Source organism: Pseudomonas sp. CFII64 (assembly GCF_000416235.1).
In the GTDB taxonomy this organism is placed as follows: domain Bacteria; phylum Pseudomonadota; class Gammaproteobacteria; order Pseudomonadales; family Pseudomonadaceae; genus Aquipseudomonas.
In genome coordinates, this window is the sequence record NZ_ATLO01000052.1 from 30,235 (window position 1) to 50,596 (window position 20,362).

A 20,362-nucleotide genomic window follows, 5' to 3' on the forward strand; every position below is an offset into this window, starting at 1 on the left:
CGACTCACTCATAACGTAACGCCTCCGCCGGCTGCGTGCGCGCTGCGCGCCAGGCCGGGTACAAGGTGGCGAGAAAACTCAGGATCAATGCGGCGCCGCAGACCAGCAACACATCTTCGGCCAGTAACTGCGATGGCAGGTAGTCGATGAAGTACACGTCGGCATTGAGAAACTTGTGGCCGATCAGGCCTTCGAGGGCGGAAATCGCGGCGCTGACGTTCAGTGCGGCAAAAATCCCGAGGACCGCGCCAATGAGCGTCCCGACCACCCCGATCACGGTGCCCTGCACCATGAAAATCGCCATGATCTGCCCCGGCGTGGAGCCCAGGGTGCGCAAAATGGCGATATCGCCCTTCTTGTCATTCACCACCATGACCAGCGTGGAAATGATGTTGAACGCGGCGACGGCAACGATCAGCAGCAACAGCAGGCCGATCATGGCTTTTTCCATGCGGATCGCCTGATACAGATTGCCGTGGGTACGGGTCCAGTCGCGGGCGTAATACTGATGCTCGCCGAGGGTTTGCGCGATCTCGTAAGCGGTGCGCGGGGCCTTGAACAGGTCGTCGAACTTCAGGCGCAGACCTTGCACCTGCTCGGGTTTCCAGCGATGCAGTTTGGCAATGTCATCAAGATTGGTCAGGCCCAGATAGCCGTCCAGCTCGCCAGCACCAACATGGAAAATGCCGACTACCGTAAAGCGCTTCATGCGCGGGAACATGCCGGCCGGCGTCACCGTGACTTCCGGTGCAACGAAGGTCAGCTTGTCGCCCATCTTCACGCCCAGCTTGGTCGCGGCCTTGTCACCAATGACAATGCCGAAGCTGCCGGGCGCCAGATCGTCGAGTTTGCCCTGCTTCATGAAGTTATCGATGATCGAAACTTTACGTTCCTGAACGGGGTCGATGGCATTGAGCAAGACTTTTTGCACGTTGCCATTGCTGGTCAGCAGGCCCTGCATCTGGGTGAATGGCGCAACGGCCAGCACCTGAGGATTGCGCTTGACCTTGTCGGCCAGTGCTTTCCAGTCGCTGATGGGCTCGGCGGACTCGATGGTCGCGTGCGGCACCATACCCAGAACGCGGGTGCGCATTTCGTGATCGAAACCGTTCATGACCGATAACACGACTATCATCACCACTACGCCAAGGGCGAGGCCGATCATGGAAGTCAGCGAAATGAAGGAGACGAAATGGTTACGGCGTTTTGCACGGGTATAACGCGTGCCGATGAATACAAAAAGAGGTCTGAACATTTAGGGACTTGTTCGGAGGAATGGGAACGTCCTTGTGGCGGGCCTTGGCGCGCAGCTCTACACTCGAAAACACTCTAGGCACTGCTGAGCAACCACTATGACAACCGCCGCTACCATGGGTTCGCCATGTCGACATTAGATGAAGAAGAACGCCGCGAATACTACCGTATCGAGGACAGTGTCGCACTGGAAATTAACCTGCTGGCCGGCTCCGATCCGGCTGACTTGAAAGCCATGCGCGAGACCTCGGGACTCTTCGAGCTGCTCAGCGAGTTGCATATCAATGAGTTCGAATCCCAGCATTTGCTGCGCCAGCTGGACGAGCGTGACCGGGTGTTGAGCAGCCTGCTCAAATCGTTGAGCAAGCGCATCGATCTGCTCGGCCAAGTGGTCGCGCAAACGGCGCTGACCCGGCTGGGTGCCCCGCAGCCGGTGATCATTTCCGAAGGCGGCGTGCAGTTTTCCTCGCCGCAGGCGTACGCCATCGATGCGCAACTGTCGATCAAAATGGTGCTCATGCCGCAGGCTTCGGCACTGATGCTGCACGCCAAAGTCACCCATTGCGATGCTTTGCCGAACGGCGAATTCGACGTCGGCACCGAGTTTATCGAACTGCCTGACTCACAACGCCAGCTGCTGGCCCGATACATTTTGCAACGACAAGCCCAGCAGCGACGTCAGGCATTGGAGCAATAAAAGTCCGTATAGGGGATATCTCAATAGCGTGCAGCAGACACCGTACCGTAGGACCGGCTTCAGCCGGGAGGACGTTATTCCTGACGATAAATATACGTCGGTTTTATTGCCCTATCCCGGCTAAAGCCGGTCCTACCAGGTCATGGAACCGTACGGCAGCGTGCGCGGCGCGATATCTCAGTAATGTCCAACAAGCCCACATCTCACACCACTACCCAGCACCACGCCTTGAAGGCCCCAGGAGTAAACGTGACCCTTATTTATGGCCACCGCGGCGCCAAAGGCGAAGCACCGGAAAACACCCTGACCAGTTTCCAGGAATGCCTCAAGCACGGCGTACGCCGTTGCGAACTGGACTTGCACTTGTCCCGTGACGGCGAGTTGATGGTCATCCACGATCCAACCCTCAAACGCACCACCGACCGACGCGGCAAGGTCAACGAACATGTGGCAGCGGATCTGGTGACTTACGACGCGCGCAAGGGCGGCCCGGGCTGGGTCAATCCTTGCCCGATTCCGACCCTCGAAGAATTGTTCGAAAAATGCGACTTCGAGCATTGGCAGCTGGAAGTCAAAAGCGCTTCGCGCACCCGTGCTGCGACAACGGTGCTGGCGATTCGCGAACTTGCGCAGCGCCATGGCCTGCTGGACAAGATCACCATCACGTCGAGTTCACGGGAAGTATTGCGTGCGGCACTGGATCTGACGCCGGATATCGCCCGCGGGCTGGTTGCCGAATATGCCTGGCTGGACCCCTTGAAGGTCGCGCAAAGCTATGGCTGCGAGATTCTCGCGTTGAACTGGACGCTGTGCACCCCGGAGCGGCTGAAGAAAGCCCAGAATCAGGGTTTGCATGTGTCGGTCTGGACAGTCAACGAACCCGCGCTGATGCGCAGGCTCGCCGACTTCGGCGTAGACAGCCTGATTACAGACTTTCCCGGTTTGGCCAGCGCCACGCTCGGGAATTACTGAAATCGGTCTCCCCGGCCGGCTCAGGCCACCGGCCGGAGTCGCTTAAAAAAGCCGGTTGAGGCCATCATAAGCAGCGACCCGATAGGCTTCGGCCATGGTCGGGTAGTTGAACGTGGTGTTGACGAAGTACTTCATGGTGTTGGCTTCGCCGGGCTGGTTCATGATTGCCTGGCCAATGTGGACGATCTCTGACGCCTGGTCGCCGAAGCAATGCACGCCCAGCACTTCCAGGGTTTCCCGGTGGAACAGAATCTTCAGCATGCCGACCCGTTCGCCGGAAATCTGCGCCCGCGCCATGCCTTTGAAGAACGCCTTGCCTACTTCGTACGGCACCTTGGCCTGGGTCAGCTCGTGTTCGTTCTTGCCGATGGAGCTGATCTCCGGAATCGTGTAAATCCCGGTGGGCACGTCGTTCACGTAACGCCAGCTGCCGTTATCCACCACGCTGCCGGCCGCTGAACGACCCTGGTCATACGCAGCACTGGCCAGGCTCGGCCAGCCAATCACATCGCCTGCGCCATAGATGTTCTGCACGCTGGTGCGATAGTTGTCATCGACTTCGATCTGGCCACGGCCATTGGCCTTGATGCCGACGTTCTCCAGGCCCAGCTTGTCGGTGTTGCCAGTACGGCCGTTACACCAGAGCAAGGCATCGGCCTTGATCTTCTTGCCGGACTTGAGGTGCAGGATCACGCCGTTGTCCAGGCCTTCGACCTTTTCATATTCTTCGTTGTGGCGAACCATCACGTTGTTGTTGCTGAAGTGATAACTCAACGCCTGGGAAATTTCCGAATCCAGGAAGCTCAGCAACTGATCGCGGTTATCCACCAGCTCGACCATCACGCCCAGTCCGCTGAAGATCGAGGCATATTCACAGCCGATGACACCGGCGCCATAGATGATCAGTTTGCGTGGCGTGTGGCCCAGGCTGAGGATGGTGTCGCTGTCGTAGATACGCTTGTGGGAAAAGTCGATATCGGCCGGGCGATAAGGTCGCGAGCCGGTAGCGATGATGATCTGGTTGGCGACGAGTTTCTCCACGACGCCGTTGGAGCACACCACATCGATGCTGCGTTCGTCAGCGAAGCTGCCGGTGCCGAAGAACACATCGACGCGATTGCGGGCGTAGTAGCCGGTGCGCGATGAAACTTGCTTGGCAATGACGATTTCGGCGTTTTTCAACACATCCGGAAACGAAAACCAGCGCGGCTCGCCAATGGCCCGGAACATCGGGTTGGTGTTGAAGTGGATGATCTGCTTGACCGAATGACGCAATGCCTTGGACGGGATGGTTCCCAGGTGAGTGCAATTGCCGCCGACCTGCCGACGGCTATCGACCATCGCAACCTTGCGCCCCGCCTTGGCGGCATTCATTGCCGCGCCTTCTCCAGCAGGGCCGGAACCCAGTACCACTACGTCGTAGTTGTAGACAGCCATGCGTACTCCTTAGAACAGGCCGAGCTGCCACTCTGGCATCTCTGGCTAAATCACATCGCGGCCAGCGACATGAAGGATCGAAACTCGGGGCGCAGTCTAAACCTGCGCCGAGGCGGGGAACATTAACCCTTGGTCGCGTCGTTAGCCAATTTTGTCGGCAGTTCATGATTGCCTGACAATTGATCAAAGGCGCGATTGCTGCGAATGATAAAGCCCTTGTCGTCACGAATCACAAAAAAAGCGGCGATATGGTGCTGTTCGGCGTAATCCCAACCGCGCTCCGGGCCGAGAATCAGCAGCAAGGTCGACAACCCGTCAGCCATCAGCGCCGAAGGATGCATAACCGTCACCGACGCCAACGCATGTTCGACCGGCGCCCCGGTCAACGCATCCAAGGTGTGGGAATAGCGATGGCCGTCGCGCAGGAAATACTTGCGGTAGTCACCGGAGGTGGAAACCCCATAACCATCAAGGGCAATCACGCGTTGCGCAATCCGCTGATCGTCCCGGGGTTGTTCCAGCCCTATGAGCCAGGGCGAACCGTCAGCCTTCTTGCCCACGGCCTTGAGCTCGCCGGTCGCCTCTACCAGAAAATCCTTGATACCCAGGGCTTGAATTCGAGCACTGATCCGGTCAACCGCATAGCCGGCCGCGATGCTATTGAAATCGACTTCTACCGCTGCATCCTTGCACAAGCGCTGGCCCTCGATGCGCAAGTGTTGATAACCGACCCGCAGTCGCGCCTGGGCCAATTGGTCAGCGTCCGGCACCTGTTCGGTTCGTGATTGCGGGCCGAAGCCCCACAGGTTCAGCAACGGCTCGACGGTCAGGTCGTAGCGCCCTTCACTCGTCTGTGACAGCTGCTCGCCGAGGTTGACCAGCTGCAAAACCGGCTCCGGCATCGCCTGGCAACTGTCGGCGGGCAAGGCGTTGAAGCGTTCGATGTCCGAATCGCTGCGCCAGGTGGACATCTGCTGGTCGACTTCGGCGAGTATCGCCTGGACTTCCGGCTGCAGCACGGCTACCCCGGGCTGATCGGCCCGGCGTACGTAGCTGACCGAATAACTGCTGCCCATGGTCGGCCCGCCAAAATTTTCCAGTCGAGAATCCGGCGTCTGTGGATCAGCTGCTGGATCACAGCCCGCCAGGCCGACTGACAAAAGCCCGAAGACACACGCGCGCAGCCAATCCAGTTTCTGCAAGTTCAAGAGACCGCCCTGTTCAACGAAACGACATGAGATCGAGAAAAGCCCGGAAGGGGCCGTTGCCTACACGAGTGCGGGCAAGGCCTGACTGCGGATCAGCGCGTCAGCGCCAGAAACAGCCGCTGCGCCACTTCCTTGCTGATTGTGCTGCGATAAATATTGACCACCTCGCGGTTGTCTTTTGCAGCACGGACCAACGCCTTGTAGCTGAGCAGGCGCTGGTCTGGCAACTTCAAGTGGGCCCCGGTGTACGACTGGGGATCTGCATCTTCGCTGCCGTAGTGAAAATGCGCCCACCACAACAACTGATTGTCCCGGTCACGCAAAGAGTACTCCTGAATAAAATCATCGCGCTTGCTTCCGGACATGTTCTTGCGGCCATCGACGCGGGCAATATTGACCTCGTTTTGCCGATGCAGGTAGCTGACGCGTGCGGCAGTTGGCGGCTGCCTCTTGATCATGGCAACGCGAAGATTCCGGCCTTCGCTGGTCAATCGGGCGGCCGCCGCGCGCAAATCGCTCGCAGTCTGGGTCAACTGCGGCGTGATCGGCGCTGGCGTTCGAGCATCGCTGGCGCTTTGCGTCAGCTGTTCCGCGAGAGCGGTCAGTTTTTGCGCCTTGAACATCAGGATGTCTTCGATATCTTCAGGCTCGTAGGCACGTGTGGATTGCTGGCGGGCTGTCGCAATCGAAACCTCGACGCCTTCCAGCAGCATCCGGGCCCGCTTCTTCAGCTCGCCCGGTACCGGCAAGATGGGTTCAGGCGCTGGCGCTGGCCTGGCAGGCGCCGCCGTTTCTATTTCCACCCAATCGCCGTCGGCATGCTGGCCAGGAAGTGATCACTTCATCGGTCAGCGGGTTGGTGACGTCAACCACAGGCTCAGGCGAATCGCTGGCGCCTTCGCGCAGCCGACCGACCAACACACGCTGGTCGCGAGTCCGGACGATCCTCTTGTTCGCCTGCGGCACGCGAGGCACCCGCTCGACCGCTGTCGCAGCAGGTTCGAGGTTGTCATGAATCAATCCGGTCAGGCGCGCTTCGGTGGCTTCGCGCAGCGTGCGCAGCTGCTCGAGAAACTGCTCGAAGTAGTCGCCCTGCTCCATGGGCAGCCCGGCCAGCTCGACGTAACCGGCCTTATCCAGGGCCTTGTCTTGCTCACGCAACGCATTCTCGAGCACCGCGATCTGCTCGTCCGCCAGGTATTCATTGGGTTTATCCAGCTCGGCCTGGGAGACCAGCGCGCCGTGCAGAGCACTGTCCATACGCAGGTCTTTCAACATTTTCAGCTCGTCAGCGTCCAGCATGGTCGCCTTGCTGAAGCACAGTTCCAGCGTTGCCATCATGCGCTGCATTCGCCATTGCATACTGGTAAGCAGCTTGAGTTTGTCGGGGTCCATGGCCTCGCTGCGCCACAATTCCTCGCCGACCTTGGGGATCGCGCGCAGCCTGGCCATGAGCAATTCATGCATTTGCGACCAGTAAACCCCGCGTTCCTGGTTGGCACGCAGCTTTTTGAACATCTCGATATAGGCATCGACGTTGGCCGCGACCACGACGTCCTTGCCCGTCCACAAGTTCAGCCTGGCCATGGAATCACGGGTTATCTGGCTGCTTTCCTTCAACAGCTGACCTTCAAAGCACGCCAGCTGATTCACCAGATGCTCCAGCTCTTCAGCTTCGACCCGCTCAGACGGCCGGTCTCCCGGTCTGAGTTGCTTCCACAGCGCAAGGCGCTGTTCCACCACGTCGACCAACTCGTGCAACTCGCTGTCGCAACGATTGAGAAACAATGATCGGGCCTCGCCGGCTGCGGTTTTCAAATGGTGGTGATAACCGGCGATTTTTTCGAACAGCACAAGCTCCCGGGCCACCAGTGCCTCCACTTGCGTGGCGATCCGGGACGCATTCGCCGTATTTTCCTCTGCCACCTGCCGCAGGGTTTTTTTCGGGCCACCGCCGCGCAAACGCAAGCCAAGGTCAAAACGCCAGTGATCTGCTTCCTGCACCAGATACGGCCCCCGGGATAACGGATCGTTGGGACGCACCACCACGACCCCTTCTTCATCAACAATCACCCGGAATAAATCGGTGCCGACCCAAACCAGCCAGATGCCGTTGTAGGAGTAGAGCCCCGAATAGACGCCACTCGTCAGTTGTTGGCCCAGCTCCGGGTGAGGCCAGTACTTGAACCGTTCCAGCTGCCTGTTTTGCCGTTCGGTGAGGCGATTGACCGGTCGCGACCAGGAGAAATCCAGCTGGGTGTGCGCATCGGCCAGCAACCTGCTCGCACTGGCGGATGCGGGATGAACGACAACCGGTTCAAAAGGTGTCGCCCGCGCCAATCCGTGCGAGGGCGCAGGCAACTTCCAACGCGTGGCTCCGCTCAGGGTCAGGCCGTGATGCAGCAACAGCAACGAGATATTGAGCAGCAGATCGGCCAGCATTGCCGAGCGAACCTGGGGATCGGTTGTACAGGGCGTGGTCAGTATCTGGTTGACGTTTGCCAGCAATTGACCGAGCCACACCGCATTAGCGACGGTGCCGCTCACCAGCGGCAGGAGGGTGCCGAGCAGCAGCCAGCCGCCTTCCTTGAGCATCATCCAGCGGTTTTCCGCATTGGACACCGCGCTGCGATCCGCCAATTCGATCAGCGCTCGGGCATTGGAGGTAAACAGGTGGCCTAAAATATCGTCGTTCACCCAATCGGTAGCCAGCACCGCAGGCTGAGGACGTTCCAACGGCGCGAATTCGAAACCGAGGCCAAAGCGGACAATATGCGGCTCGGCAAACCCGCCGTTGGCGTAGATCGGGCGCGCAGCGTCACTCAGCCAGGTCAGGATGGCGTCCTGCAAGGCGCCGGGGCGAGATATCGCGGCAAACAGCGCGGACCAGCCGGGAAATTCGGTCAGGGTGGTTCGAGCCAGCGGCTGGTAGAGCACATACGGACCGGCGGTGGTGTCGACGGGTCCGATGACAAACAGGTTGGCGACGACGTCAGCGCTCTGCCCGTGAGCGCGAACTAACGCCAATGACCGCAACACGATGGCATGAGCGCCTGATCTGCGTTCGGTTGCGAGGGGTTTCATAATGGCATCGACTGTTTGCCAGGCGGCCGAACTCAACTGGCCCTTGATCTTCTGCTCCAGTGCCAGCAAAGGCAGCTGCACTCGCAACTGGTCGGCGAACAGAAGTTGGCGCCGCCGCGCCTGGGCGATGTCGGTTACTAGATAGCGTTCAAGTAAATCAGGATAAACCTGCCCGATATCAGCGCGGGTGGCGAGTTGCTTCAAATAGTCGACAGTCATCCAGCCTGGTAAAGCACCGGCGTCGGTGCGACTGAGCGTGATATTTCCGACCGGCAAGCCCGCCAGGTTTTCCAGGGCGAACTCTGGAACCGTCATGTAGACGGGCTCAACGCCGCCTATCGCGAATGGCTGACCTCCCCCCGGAACCATCTCGGCCGCGACCTTATCGATTCGTACCTGAATAGCAGCGATTGAAAAATCCACGGCATCAGGATGGTCCTTGTGGATTTCTGCCATCAATGCGGTGGCAGCGAACTCAAGGATCGGCGGCAGATCGTCATCAAAGGATTCGCCGTTGGCCCGTTGCTGGGTTACCGCCAACGCGGTAAGCAGGCGACTGTATTCAGTCCGATCAGACTGCGATGCGGCTTTCAGCCAGGACGGGAGACGATCAATGCTCATCGCCGGTGAATACGCCCGGGCTTCTTCGGACCTGAACCAACCACTGACGTCGGTTATCGCTGCCAGTGACGGCTCCAGGCTGTCCAGTTCATAAGACGGCTCACTCTGGAGGTGCTGTATCTCGACCAGCTGGCTTTCGAGCAGCGCCTGGGTGAGTACGTCGAAAATATCGTCCTCAGGCTCGAAGGCCGTCCACTGAACTTCGCGGGCGGCGTGCTGCATCGCCGACAGCTGCGCCAGGCTTTGCTCCCATGCGTGCAGCGAAGGCCAGGATTCGCAGCGTCCGGACAATCCATACACCAGCACTCGCTCACCACTGAACATCACCAATGCCGGCAGCAGTACCCTTTCGATCGCTGGCTCCCCGACCTGCAATTGGACAATGCACACCCGAGGCGGTGGCACCCGTACCAGCGTCAGTTGCCGGTCAAGCTTCAACGGAAACCGGGTGATGTCCCGCAGTAGCTGTCTGCTTTCAGAGTCGGCGGGGCGCGGGACAGTTGCGTCCAACCCCTCGATGATCTGCCGCTTGACCCGCTCCGCCAGCCAGCCCCAGCGATTGCGGCAGCCAGGGCTGTCATTGGCGCAGCTGTGCCAATAGTCCACCAAAGCCTGTTTGTAATATTCGAGCAAACCTATCGCCAACCGATCTACCAACAGGCCGACCTGCGCAACATCTACCGGCAGCGGCGTAGCGTCCACTGCTTGAGTCAGCAGGGTCGTGCGGTCGGGATGCCATGTTGCAGATGACTGCGCCGCGAAGTGCGCCAACAGGCAATCCGTAAGGCTTTTTGCACAATGCGCGACGGTTGCAATCTCCGGATCGATCATCAATGCCGGATACAGCTCGCGCAATCCGTCCATCAAGGCAGCGGTAACGACGCTGCGCAGCGTGGGGCGGGTGGCAAATTGTTCGGCAACATCTAAGGCAATAGTCATGGGATTCCAGCTTGAGTCGTGGCAATTGACTGAAGCTAAAACCATTGGCGAATGCGGCAGGCGTTAAACAAATACCGTTTTACGAGGGCAAGCCACGCTTGTTTTGCACTGCACGATGAATGGCAGAAGGTTGTCATTGAAGGTCATTACACATATTGTTACAAATATGCTTCGCGTGCAGGCAGGAGCCTTGGCCGGTGCAAACAGGACATAACTACAACGGACCCCATAGATAAAAAGCCTAAGCGAGTAATTCAAATGGCCTCCACAACAGGCAAGGGCAAAGCGATTTTTCGCGTTGTCAGCGGCAACTTCCTTGAAATGTTCGACTTCATGGTCTACGGCTTTTACGCCACGGCCATCGCCAAGACCTTCTTCCCGACCGACAGTGCGTTCGCCTCCCTGATGCTTTCGCTGGCAACCTTTGGTGCCGGCTTCCTCATGCGTCCGCTGGGGGCCATCTTTCTCGGCGCCTACATCGACCGCCACGGCCGCAAGAAAGGCTTGGTCGTCACCCTGGCGATGATGGCCATGGGCACGGTACTGATTGCCTGTGTGCCGGGTTACGCAACCCTCGGCGTCGCGGCACCTCTGCTGGTCCTGTTGGGCCGTTTGCTGCAAGGCTTTTCCGCTGGCGTCGAACTGGGCGGTGTTTCGGTGTATCTGGCGGAAATTTCCACGCCGGGCCGCAAAGGCTTTTTCGTCAGCTGGCAGTCCGCAAGCCAGCAGGCGGCAGTCGTGTTCGCCGGCCTGCTGGGCGTGGGTCTGAATCACTGGCTAAGCCCTGAACAAATGGGTGAATGGGGCTGGCGTGTGCCGTTCCTGATCGGCTGCCTGATCGTGCCGGTGATTTTCGTGATCCGCCGTTCGATGGAAGAAACCCCGGAATTCCAGGCCCGCACTCATCGCCCTACCCTGGGCGAAGTCGTACGCTCCATCGGCCAGAACTTCGGGCTGGTGCTCGGCGGCATGGCGCTGGTGATCATGACCACGGTTTCGTTCTACCTGATCACGGCCTACACGCCGACGTTCGGCAAAAACGAGCTGCACCTGTCCGACCTCGACAGCTTGATCGTCACCGTCTGTGTCGGTATCTCGAACTTCATCTGGCTGCCGGTGATGGGCGCGTTTTCGGATCGTATCGGCCGCAAGCCGCTGCTGGTCGGCGCAACCGTTCTCGCGATTGCCACGGCCTACCCTGCTCTGTCATGGCTGGTCGCCCATCCAAGCTTCGGCAATCTGTTGATGGTCGAGTTGTGGTTGTCGTTTCTTTACGGTTCGTACAACGGCGCGATGGTCGTGGCGCTGACTGAAATCATGCCGGTCGCCGTGCGCACCACCGGTTTCTCCCTGGCCTATAGCCTGGCGACGGCAACCTTCGGCGGCTTTACCCCGGCGGCCTGTACGTACTTGATTCATGTGCTGGACAACAAGGCAGCACCGGGTATCTGGCTCACCGGCGCGGCGATCCTGGGTCTGGTGGCGACGCTTGTGCTGTTCCGCAAGGGCGGGCAGAAGCTCGAAGCGCCAGAGGCTGTGGCTGTCGGGTAATCCGTCTCCGTTGGAGGCTTGCCCTGCTCCAACAGAAGCCCCTTATACCGAATACCGGAAACCCGGTCGGGGCGTTTTTATTCAACTTGCCGCGTCAAGCTCAGCGCTCGAAGCTGCTCGCCTGCTCTTACTTCGGAAACGCTGGTGGGTTGACGCCCGCCATGTCTTCCATCACACGAACCACCTGACAGCTGTAACCGAATTCGTTGTCGTACCAGACGTACAGGACAACCCGGTTATCGTTGGCGATGGTCGCTTCAGCGTCGACGACACCGGCGTGACGCGAGCCAACGAAGTCAGTGGACACCACTTCCTGCGAATTGACGAAATCGATCTGCTTGTGCAGGTCCGAGTGCAATGCCATGTAGCGCAGGTACTCGTTGATCTCTTCGCGGGTCGTCGACTTCTCAAGGTTGAGGTTGAGAATCGCCATGGAAACGTTCGGCGTCGGCACACGAATAGCGTTGCCGGTCAGTTTGCCAGCCAGTTCCGGCAGCGCCTTGGCGGCAGCAGTGGCAGCACCGGTTTCAGTGATAACCATGTTCAGCGCGGCGCTACGACCACGGCGATCGCCTTTGTGGAAGTTGTCGATCAGGTTCTGGTCGTTGGTGTACGAGTGAACCGTTTCGACGTGACCGTTGACGATGCCGAACTTGTCGTTCACTGCTTTAAGCACCGGCACGATGGCGTTGGTGGTGCAGGAAGCGGCGGAGACAATCTTGTCATCGGCAGTGATTTCGCCATGGTTGATACCATGCACGATGTTCTTCAGCTTGCCTTTACCCGGCGCGGTCAGAACCACACGGTCGATGCCAGGGCAGGAAAGGTGCTGGCCCAGGCCTTCGGCATCACGCCATACGCCGGTGTTGTCCACCAGCAATGCGTTTTGAATGCCGTACTGGGTGTAATCCACCTCAGTCGGGTTCTTGGCGTAGATAACCTTGATCAGGTTGCCATTGGCGGTGATGGTGTTATTGGCTTCGTCGATGGTAATGGTGCCATCGAACGGGCCATGCACCGAGTCACGACGCAACAGGCTGGCACGCTTGACCAGATCGTTGTCGGCGCCTTTACGGACGACGATTGCACGCAGACGCAAGCCGTCGCCACCACCGGTTTTCTCGATCAGGATCCGCGCCAGCAGGCGACCGATCCGACCAAAACCGTACAGCACAACGTCGGTGCCTTTGCGGCTGTTGGAGTTTTGCTGACCCACCACATCGGCCAACTCTTCACGCACGAACTGCTCGGCAGTTCGGCCGTTGCCTTCGGTTTTGAACTTCACGGCCAGCTTGCCCAGGTCCACCGAAGCGGCACCCAGTTTAAGCTCGCTCATCGCCTTGATGAGCGGGAAAGTCTCGTGTACGGACAACTCACTCGCATCGGACTGGCGATGACGGGCAAAGCGGTGGGCTTTGAGTATCGCGATCACTGAACGGTTGATCAGACTGCGGCCATAGATCGAGCTCACCACATTGTTATTGCGGTAGAGCTGACCGATTAGCGGGATCATCGCTTCGGCTAGGGCTTCACGATCGATCCATTCACCAAGACACTGGTCGGGCTTCTGAGTCACGGGAACCTTCCACATGTAGGGGCTGAAAAAAGGGGCTACATTATGCCGCCGCCTTTGTTTATGAGCAATGCACGGCTATCAGATTGCACGGCACTACATTTTTCCGGCTCTCGTAAAACAGACAACCGATACCCGCGTTAGTTACAATCGCCGCCCCGTCGCAACGCTTGGAGCTCTATCTTCCGTGCCCGTTCTGCGCCTACCGCTTCTTCCTGCTGCTGCAGGCAAACAACACTGGGGCAATCTTCCCGGTGCCGCCCTGAGCCTGGCGATTGCCGAGGCTGCCAGCGCCGCCAAGCGCTTTACCCTGCTTTTGACCGCCGACAGCCAGAGCGCCGAGCGGCTGGAGCAGGAGCTGAAGTTCTTCGCGCCGAGCCTTCCGGTCCTGCATTTCCCGGATTGGGAAACGCTGCCCTACGATTTGTTCTCGCCGCACCAGGACATCATTTCCCAGCGCATCGCCAGCCTCTATCGTTTGCCCGAGCTGGAACATGGCGTTTTGGTAGTGCCGATCACCACCGCCCTACACCGTCTGGCGCCGACCAAATTCCTGCTGGGCAGCAGCCTGGTGCTGGATATCGGCCAGAAGCTCGACATTGAAGTGATGCGCTCGCGGCTCGAGGCCAGCGGCTATCGTTATGTCGATACGGTGTACGAGCACGGCGAATTCACGGTACGCGGCAACCTGATCGATCTGTTCCCCATGGGCAGCAAGCTGCCTTACCGGATCGATCTGTTCGACGACGAAATCGAAACCCTGCGCACCTTCGACCCGGAAACCCAGCGTTCCATCGACAAGGTTGAATCGGTACGCCTGCTGCCCGCTCGGGAATTCCCGCTGCAAAAAGAAGAAGTCACCCGCTTCAAGGCGCGTTTTCGCGAACGCTTCGACGTGGACTTCCGACGTTGCCCGATCTTTCAGGATTTGAGCAGCGGCATCACTCCGGCCGGTATCGAGTATTACCTGCCACTGTTTTTCGAAGAAACGTCGACCTTGTTCGATTACCTGCCCCAGGACACTCAGGTGTTCTCGCTGCCGGGCATCGAGCAGGCGGCGGAAAACTTCTGGAACGACGTGCGCGGCCGCTACGAAGAGCGTCGTGTCGATCCGGAACGTCCTTTATTACCTCCGGCAGAGTTATTCCTGCCGGTTGAAGACTGTTTTGCGCGCCTGAAAAACTGGCCGCGGGTGGTTGCCAGCCAGCAGGATGTCGACGCCGGCACGGGGCGCGAACGCTTCCCGGCGCAGCAGTTGCCGGATCTGGCCATCGAAGCCAAGGCCAACCAGCCATTGGCCGCCCTGGCGAATTTCCTCGATGAATTCCCCGGCCGCGTCTTGTTCACCGCCGAGTCTGCCGGACGCCGGGAAGTCCTGCTTGAATTGCTGGAACGTCTGAAGCTGCGCCCGAAAACCGTGGACAGCTGGAATGACTTCGTCGACAGCAAGGAACGCCTGTCGATCACCATCGCGCCGCTGGATGAAGGGCTGATCCTCGAACAACCGGCACTGGCGCTGATCGCCGAAAGCCCGTTGTTCGGCCAGCGCGTCATGCAACGTCGCCGCCGGGAAAAACGCACCGATGGCGGCAACAACGATGCGGTGATCAAAAACCTCACCGAGCTGCGCGAAGGCGCGCCGGTGGTGCATATCGATCACGGTGTCGGTCGCTACCTCGGGCTGGCGACTCTGGAGGTCGAGAATCAGGTCGCGGAATTCCTGATGCTGGCTTATGCCGAGGACGCCAAGCTCTACGTTCCGGTGGCCAACCTGCACCTGATCGCCCGCTACACCGGCAGCGATGACGCCCTGGCGCCGTTGCACCGCCTGGGCTCGGAAACCTGGCAGAAAGCCAAGCGCAAGGCCGCCGAACAGGTGCGCGACGTGGCAGCGGAGTTGCTGGATATCTACGCCCGCCGCGCGGCTCGCGAAGGTTATGCCTTTGAAGACCCGAAAGCCGACTACGCGACGTTCAGCGCGGGCTTCCCGTTCGAAGAAACGCCGGACCAGCAAACCACCATCGACGCAGTACGCGCCGACATGCTGGCGCCCAAGCCCATGGATCGCCTGGTCTGTGGCGACGTTGGCTTCGGCAAGACCGAAGTGGCGATGCGCGCCGCATTCATTGCCGTGCACGGCGGACGTCAAGTGGCAATCCTGGTGCCGACCACCCTGCTCGCCCAGCAGCATTACAACAGCTTCCGCGACCGCTTCGCCGACTGGCCGGTGAGCGTGGAAGTCATGAGCCGCTTCAAGTCCGCCAAAGAGGTCAGTGCCGCAGTGGCCGACCTCGCTGAAGGCAAGATCGATATCGTCATCGGCACCCACAAACTGCTGCAGGACGACGTCAAGATCAAGAATCTCGGCCTGGTGATCATTGACGAAGAACACCGTTTCGGGGTGCGCCAGAAAGAACAGCTCAAAGCCCTGCGCAGCGAAGTCGACATCCTGACACTGACCGCGACGCCGATTCCGCGCACGCTGAACATGGCGGTCTCGGGCATGCGCGATCTGTCGATCATTGCCACGCCGCCGGCGCGACGTCTGTCGGTACGCACCTTCGTCATGGAGCACAACAAGCCCACGGTCAAGGAAGCCTTACTGCGCGAGCTGTTGCGCGGCGGTCAGGTCTATTACCTGCACAACGATGTGAAAACCATCGAGAAATGTGCGGCAGATCTCGCGGAACTGGTGCCGGAAGCCCGTATCGGCATCGGCCACGGCCAGATGCGCGAGCGTGATCTCGAACAGGTGATGAGCGACTTCTATCACAAGCGTTTCAACGTGCTGATCGCCTCGACCATCATCGAAACCGGCATCGACGTGCCCAGCGCCAACACCATCATCATCGAGCGCGCCGACAAATTCGGTCTGGCGCAGCTGCATCAGTTGCGCGGCCGCGTAGGTCGCAGCCACCACCAGGCGTATGCTTACCTGCTGACGCCGCCGCGCAAACAGATCACCCCGGACGCCGAAAAGCGTCTGGAAGCCATCGCCAACACCCAAGACCTCGGGGCCGGTTTCGTGCTGGCCACCAACGACCTTGAAATTCGCGGCGCGGGCGAGCTGCTCGGCGATGGCCAGAGCGGCCAGATCCAGGCGGTAGGTTTTACGCTGTACATGGAAATGCTCGAGCGGGCGGTCAAGTCGATTCGCAAGGGCGAGCAGCCCAATCTGGATCAACCGCTGGGTGGCGGGCCGGAAATCAACCTGCGTCTGCCGGCGTTGATTCCCGAAGCCTATCTGCCGGATGTCCACACGCGGCTGATCCTCTACAAGCGCATCGCCAATGCCGCCGACGAGGACAGCCTCAAGGATTTGCAGGTGGAGATGATCGACCGTTTCGGGCTGTTGCCGGAGCCGACCAAGAATCTGGTGCGCATCACGTTGCTTAAATTGCAGGCCGAGCAGCTGGGCATCAAGAAGGTCGATGGCGGACCGCAGGGTGGGCGAATCGAGTTCGCGGCCGACACATCCGTGGACCCGCTGACGCTGATCAAGCTGATTCAGGGGCAACCCAACCGTTACAAATTCGAAGGCGCCACGATGTTCAAATTCATGGTGCCGATGGAACGCCCGGAAGAGCGTTTCAACACGATTGAGGCGCTGTTCGAGCGCCTGACCCCGAAAACTGCTTGAAGGATTCATCCATGCGTGTGTTTCGTTCACTCCTGCTGCTGACGCTGTTTGCGCCAACAGCTTTTGCCGATGGCAGCTATCAGGTCGAGATGATCCTGTTCCGCCAGTTGGGCGAACCGGCCGCGACGCGTCAGTTCGCGCCCGAAGGCTGGGCCGCCGACGCGCAAAGGATCGACGCGCAAAACGAGCGCAGCGTTGCCTTGAGCGATCTGGCCGGCAAGCTTGAAGCCAGTGGCACCTATAAAGTGCTGCTGCACCGGGCCTGGAGCCAGAATCTGACGGCCGAGCCCGGCAAGATGGCGATCAGCAGCGGCCAGGAACAGTTGGGGCATTTCCCGATCGAAGGCACCCTCAGCATCGGCATTGCGCGCTTCACCGACATCGCGGCAGACTTCTGGGTCAACCAGCTCGATAGCCAGGGCGTCCTGCTCAGCAGCGAACGCATGAAACAGACAACCCGGGTAAAAAACGGGGAATTGATCTACATGGACTACGGAAGTCTGGCCATGCTGATCAAGATTTCACCCCTGTAACCATCAAGGAGCGCATAGCGCGTTCCTTGCCCTTTTGAGCATCGCTACGGCGTAGGCTGTCCAGAACTGTGTCGTCCAATCTCGAAAAAGTCCTCGCCCTGGCGTGGACAGACAACTTTACCGACAAGACTCTTGAGCGGGGGCTCAACTACGCCCTGGAACAACGCATCATCCTTGAAGAACTCAATCCTGACCTGGTGCGCACCGCGTGCCGGGGCTCCGGTCTGGAGATCTATCACCAGACGTTGATGTTCAAGGATCCAGGCCGTTTCAAGAACACCCTGATCTGCAAATGCACCTGCCCGGTGCGGGAAAACTGCAAACATTGCGCAGCGGCCTTGTACTACCTGCAAGACCCGACGAATCAACCGTCGATCCTGGCGGTGCTGAACGAATCCCGACGCGAGGCGCCGCCTCGGGTCGAGCCTAAACCCGCGTTGCCCGAACGGCTGATCGACACCATCAAGCCCAAGCCACGGCTGATCCTGGCGAGTATCGAATACAGCGCCTACGAACCGCGTAACGGTCGCATGCAGCGCCATATTCAGCATCGTGCGGCGCTGGCGTTCGGTTACGGCGAGCACTTCGCCATTGGTACGGCCAATGTCAGCATTCTGGTCAGCTCCCTGGGCAGCGATCTGGTTAACCAGAAAAGCGACATCATCGAGCATCATGCGACTGAAACCCTGCGCATTCGCCGTCAGGGCGAACTGGAGCGTCAGCAGCGCCAGGTTCTGCAGGACATGGGTTTCAGGGTCGCCACCCGGCAGAGCAAGGCGCTGCCCGAAACCGCCGGCGACATGTTCGAACTGCCCAACGACAAGGCCTGGCTGAATTTCGTGCTCAAGGATTTGCCCCGCCTCGAAGAACAAGGCTGGGATATCGAGATCACTGATGAGTTCGCCTTCGACGTCACCCCCGTCGATGACTGGTACGCGGTCATCGACGAAGAAGCCGAACGTGACTGGTTTGATCTGGAACTGGGCATCATCGTCAATGGCGAGCGCCTGAGCCTGCTGCCGATCCTGATCAACCTGATTCGCACCCATCCGGAATTGATGAGCGCAGCCGGCATCGCCAAGCGCGCTGACGACGAGCAACTGCTGGTGCAGATCAACCACTTCACCCAGCGCGGCGGCGGCCCGATCCAGATCGCCCTGCCCTACGGCCGCCTCAAGCCGGTGCTGGCTACCCTCGGTGATTTCTACTGGCGCGACGAAGGCAACAACGCGTTGCGCATGAACAACGCCGACGCGACGCGCCTCGGTGAACTCGAAGATTTGCCGCTGAGCTGGCAAGGCGGCGACCGCCTGCGCCGGTTCGCCGACCGGCTGGCCAATATCAAGGACGCACCCGTGGTGGTGCCGCAAGACCTGAACGCCACGTTGCGACCCTATCAGCTCGAAGGTTTGAGCTGGATGCAATCGCTGCGGGAACTGGAGGTCGGCGGCGTACTGGCCGATGACATGGGCCTGGGCAAGACCTTGCAGACCCTGGCGCACCTGCTGATGGAAAAACAGGCCGGACGCCTGGATCGCCCGGCTTTGGCGGTGATGCCCACCAGCCTGATCCCCAACTGGATGGACGAAGCGGAAAACTTCACGCCGCAACTCAAGGTGCTCGCACTGTACGGCGCCAATCGCTCGCAGGACTTTGCCAATCTGCAGAATTACGACTTGATCCTGACCACCTATGCGCTGCTGCCCCGGGACGTCGAAGTCCTGGCCAAACAGCCGCTGCACACATTGATTCTCGATGAAGCGCAGTACATCAAGAACCCCAACAGCAAGGCTGCCCAGGCTGCGCGTGAATTGAACGCCCGCCAGCGCCTGTGCCTGAGCGGTACGCCGCTGGAAAACCACCTGGGCGAGTTGTGGTCGCTGTTCCACTTCCTGATGCCGGGCTGGCTGGGCAGCGCCAAGGAGTTCAACAGCAACTACCGCAACCCCATCGAGAAACACGGCAACATGGACCGCCTGCAGCACCTGAATGCGCGCATCAAGCCGTTCCTGCTGCGCCGCACCAAGGAACAGGTAGCCACCGAACTGCCGCCGAAAACCGAAATCATCCACTGGGTCGAACTCAACGACGCCCAGCGCGACGTGTACGAAACCGTGCGTCTGGCCATGGACAAGAAAGTCCGCGACGAAATCACCCGCAAAGGCGTGGCACGCAGCCAGATCATCATCCTCGAGGCGCTGCTCAAGCTGCGTCAGGTGTGCTGCGACCTGCGTCTGGTCAACAGCGAACAGGCAAATCCGCGCCACGGCAGTTCAGCCAAGCTGCACAGCCTGATGGAAATGTTTGAAGAGCTGCTGGCCGAAGGTCGCAAGATCCTGCTGTTCTCGCAATTCACCTCGATGCTCACGCTGATTGAAGCCGAACTCAAGCAGCGCGGTATCGAATATGCGTTGCTGACCGGTGCGACCCGTGATCGGCGCACGCCAGTGCAGGCCTTCCAGGCCGGCAAGTTGCCGATCTTCCTGATCAGTTTGAAAGCCGGCGGCACCGGTCTGAATTTGACCGCGGCTGACACCGTGATTCATTACGACCCCTGGTGGAACCCGGCGGCGGAAAACCAGGCCACCGACCGCGCGTATCGCATCGGTCAGGACAAGCCGGTGTTCGTCTACAAGATGATTGCCCGGGGAACCGTCGAAGAGAAAATCCAGCGCTTGCAGCAGGAAAAATCAGCGCTGGCAGCGGGTGTTCTGGATGGTCGGATGACCGGCGACTGGAAGCTGCAAAGCGAGGACATCGCGGCACTGTTCGCGCCGCTGCCGTTACCGGCGAAGAAGGTCAAGCGTTAAGCAAACCCCGTTGGAGCGAGGCTTGCCCGCGAAGCATCAGGTC

At 59.6% G+C, this 20,362-nt stretch carries 12 protein-coding genes; 6 read left to right on the top strand and 6 right to left on the bottom strand.

The features are described from left to right. Window positions 1-4: 4 nt before the first annotated feature. Complete coding sequence (locus CFII64_RS27295; protein ID WP_020294113.1) at window positions 5-1,255, bottom strand: lipoprotein-releasing ABC transporter permease subunit; 1,251 nt, start codon at window positions 1,253-1,255, stop codon at window positions 5-7. Window positions 1,256-1,381: 126 nt separating this feature from the next. Here CFII64_RS27295 and CFII64_RS27300 point away from each other — a divergent pair, with 126 nt between their 5' ends. Both CFII64_RS27300 and CFII64_RS27305 read left to right on the top strand, forming a co-directional pair. After that, complete coding sequence (locus CFII64_RS27300) at window positions 1,382-1,951, top strand: PilZ domain-containing protein (protein WP_020294114.1); 570 nt, start codon at window positions 1,382-1,384, stop codon at window positions 1,949-1,951. 249 nt (window positions 1,952-2,200) lie between these two features. Beyond that, window positions 2,201-2,923, top strand: coding sequence for a glycerophosphodiester phosphodiesterase family protein (locus CFII64_RS27305; RefSeq protein WP_020294115.1), 723 nt, complete (start codon window positions 2,201-2,203; stop codon window positions 2,921-2,923). Window positions 2,924-2,965: 42 nt separating this feature from the next. Here the strand turns inward: CFII64_RS27305 and sthA are convergent, their stop codons facing one another. The 4 genes from sthA to CFII64_RS27325 all read right to left on the bottom strand — a co-directional run bounded on the left by sthA (window position 2,966) and on the right by CFII64_RS27325 (window position 10,212). After that, the gene (sthA, locus tag CFII64_RS27310) at window positions 2,966-4,360 is read right to left on the bottom strand and encodes a Si-specific NAD(P)(+) transhydrogenase (RefSeq protein WP_020294116.1); all 1,395 of its coding nucleotides are present in this window, start codon (window positions 4,358-4,360) and stop codon (window positions 2,966-2,968) included. Between the two features lie 122 nt (window positions 4,361-4,482). Beyond that, window positions 4,483-5,568 (bottom strand): FAD:protein FMN transferase, encoded by a 1,086-nt coding sequence (locus CFII64_RS27315; RefSeq protein WP_020294117.1) that lies wholly within the window; start codon window positions 5,566-5,568, stop codon window positions 4,483-4,485. 92 nt (window positions 5,569-5,660) lie between these two features. Beyond that, window positions 5,661-6,281 (bottom strand): hypothetical protein, encoded by a 621-nt coding sequence (locus CFII64_RS27320; protein WP_044901745.1) that lies wholly within the window; start codon window positions 6,279-6,281, stop codon window positions 5,661-5,663. 43 nt (window positions 6,282-6,324) lie between these two features. After that, window positions 6,325-10,212 carry a dermonecrotic toxin domain-containing protein gene (locus CFII64_RS27325; RefSeq protein WP_044901746.1) on the bottom strand — a complete coding sequence of 1,296 codons (3,888 nt, stop codon included), beginning with the start codon at window positions 10,210-10,212 and terminating at the stop codon, window positions 6,325-6,327. 258 nt (window positions 10,213-10,470) lie between these two features. Between CFII64_RS27325 and CFII64_RS27330 the strand changes: the two genes are divergently transcribed. Further along, on the top strand, window positions 10,471-11,763 hold the full coding sequence (locus tag CFII64_RS27330) for an MFS transporter (RefSeq protein WP_020294118.1): 1,293 nt from the start codon (window positions 10,471-10,473) through the stop codon (window positions 11,761-11,763). Window positions 11,764-11,890: 127 nt separating this feature from the next. Here CFII64_RS27330 and CFII64_RS27335 read toward each other — a convergent pair whose 3' ends face one another. Then, a complete protein-coding gene (locus CFII64_RS27335; RefSeq protein WP_044901747.1) occupies window positions 11,891-13,354 on the bottom strand; it encodes a glyceraldehyde-3-phosphate dehydrogenase in 1,464 nt (487 codons plus the stop codon). Window positions 13,355-13,523: 169 nt separating this feature from the next. Here CFII64_RS27335 and mfd point away from each other — a divergent pair, with 169 nt between their 5' ends. From mfd to CFII64_RS27350, 3 genes are all read left to right on the top strand, one after another. After that, window positions 13,524-16,976: a transcription-repair coupling factor gene (gene mfd / locus CFII64_RS27340; RefSeq protein ID WP_020294120.1), complete on the top strand. Its 3,453-nt coding sequence runs from the start codon at window positions 13,524-13,526 to the stop codon at window positions 16,974-16,976. Window positions 16,977-16,987: 11 nt separating this feature from the next. Further along, window positions 16,988-17,509 (top strand): CsiV family protein, encoded by a 522-nt coding sequence (locus tag CFII64_RS27345; protein ID WP_020294121.1) that lies wholly within the window; start codon window positions 16,988-16,990, stop codon window positions 17,507-17,509. A gap of 68 nt (window positions 17,510-17,577) precedes the next feature. Beyond that, window positions 17,578-20,319, top strand: coding sequence for a DEAD/DEAH box helicase (locus CFII64_RS27350; protein ID WP_020294122.1), 2,742 nt, complete (start codon window positions 17,578-17,580; stop codon window positions 20,317-20,319). Window positions 20,320-20,362 lie beyond the last annotated feature (43 nt).

Coding starts and splice junctions, on each gene's coding strand:
- CFII64_RS27295 (WP_020294113.1), bottom strand. CDS start 1,255: ATGTTCAGACCTCTTTTTGTATTCATCGGCACGCGTTATACCCGTGCA.
- CFII64_RS27300 (WP_020294114.1), top strand. CDS start 1,382: ATGTCGACATTAGATGAAGAAGAACGCCGCGAATACTACCGTATCGAG.
- sthA (WP_020294116.1), bottom strand. CDS start 4,360: ATGGCTGTCTACAACTACGACGTAGTGGTACTGGGTTCCGGCCCTGCT.
- CFII64_RS27320 (WP_044901745.1), bottom strand. CDS start 6,281: ATGCTGCTGGAAGGCGTCGAGGTTTCGATTGCGACAGCCCGCCAGCAA.
- CFII64_RS27325 (WP_044901746.1), bottom strand. CDS start 10,212: ATGACTATTGCCTTAGATGTTGCCGAACAATTTGCCACCCGCCCCACG.
- CFII64_RS27330 (WP_020294118.1), top strand. CDS start 10,471: ATGGCCTCCACAACAGGCAAGGGCAAAGCGATTTTTCGCGTTGTCAGC.
- CFII64_RS27335 (WP_044901747.1), bottom strand. CDS start 13,354: ATGTGGAAGGTTCCCGTGACTCAGAAGCCCGACCAGTGTCTTGGTGAA.
- CFII64_RS27345 (WP_020294121.1), top strand. CDS start 16,988: ATGCGTGTGTTTCGTTCACTCCTGCTGCTGACGCTGTTTGCGCCAACA.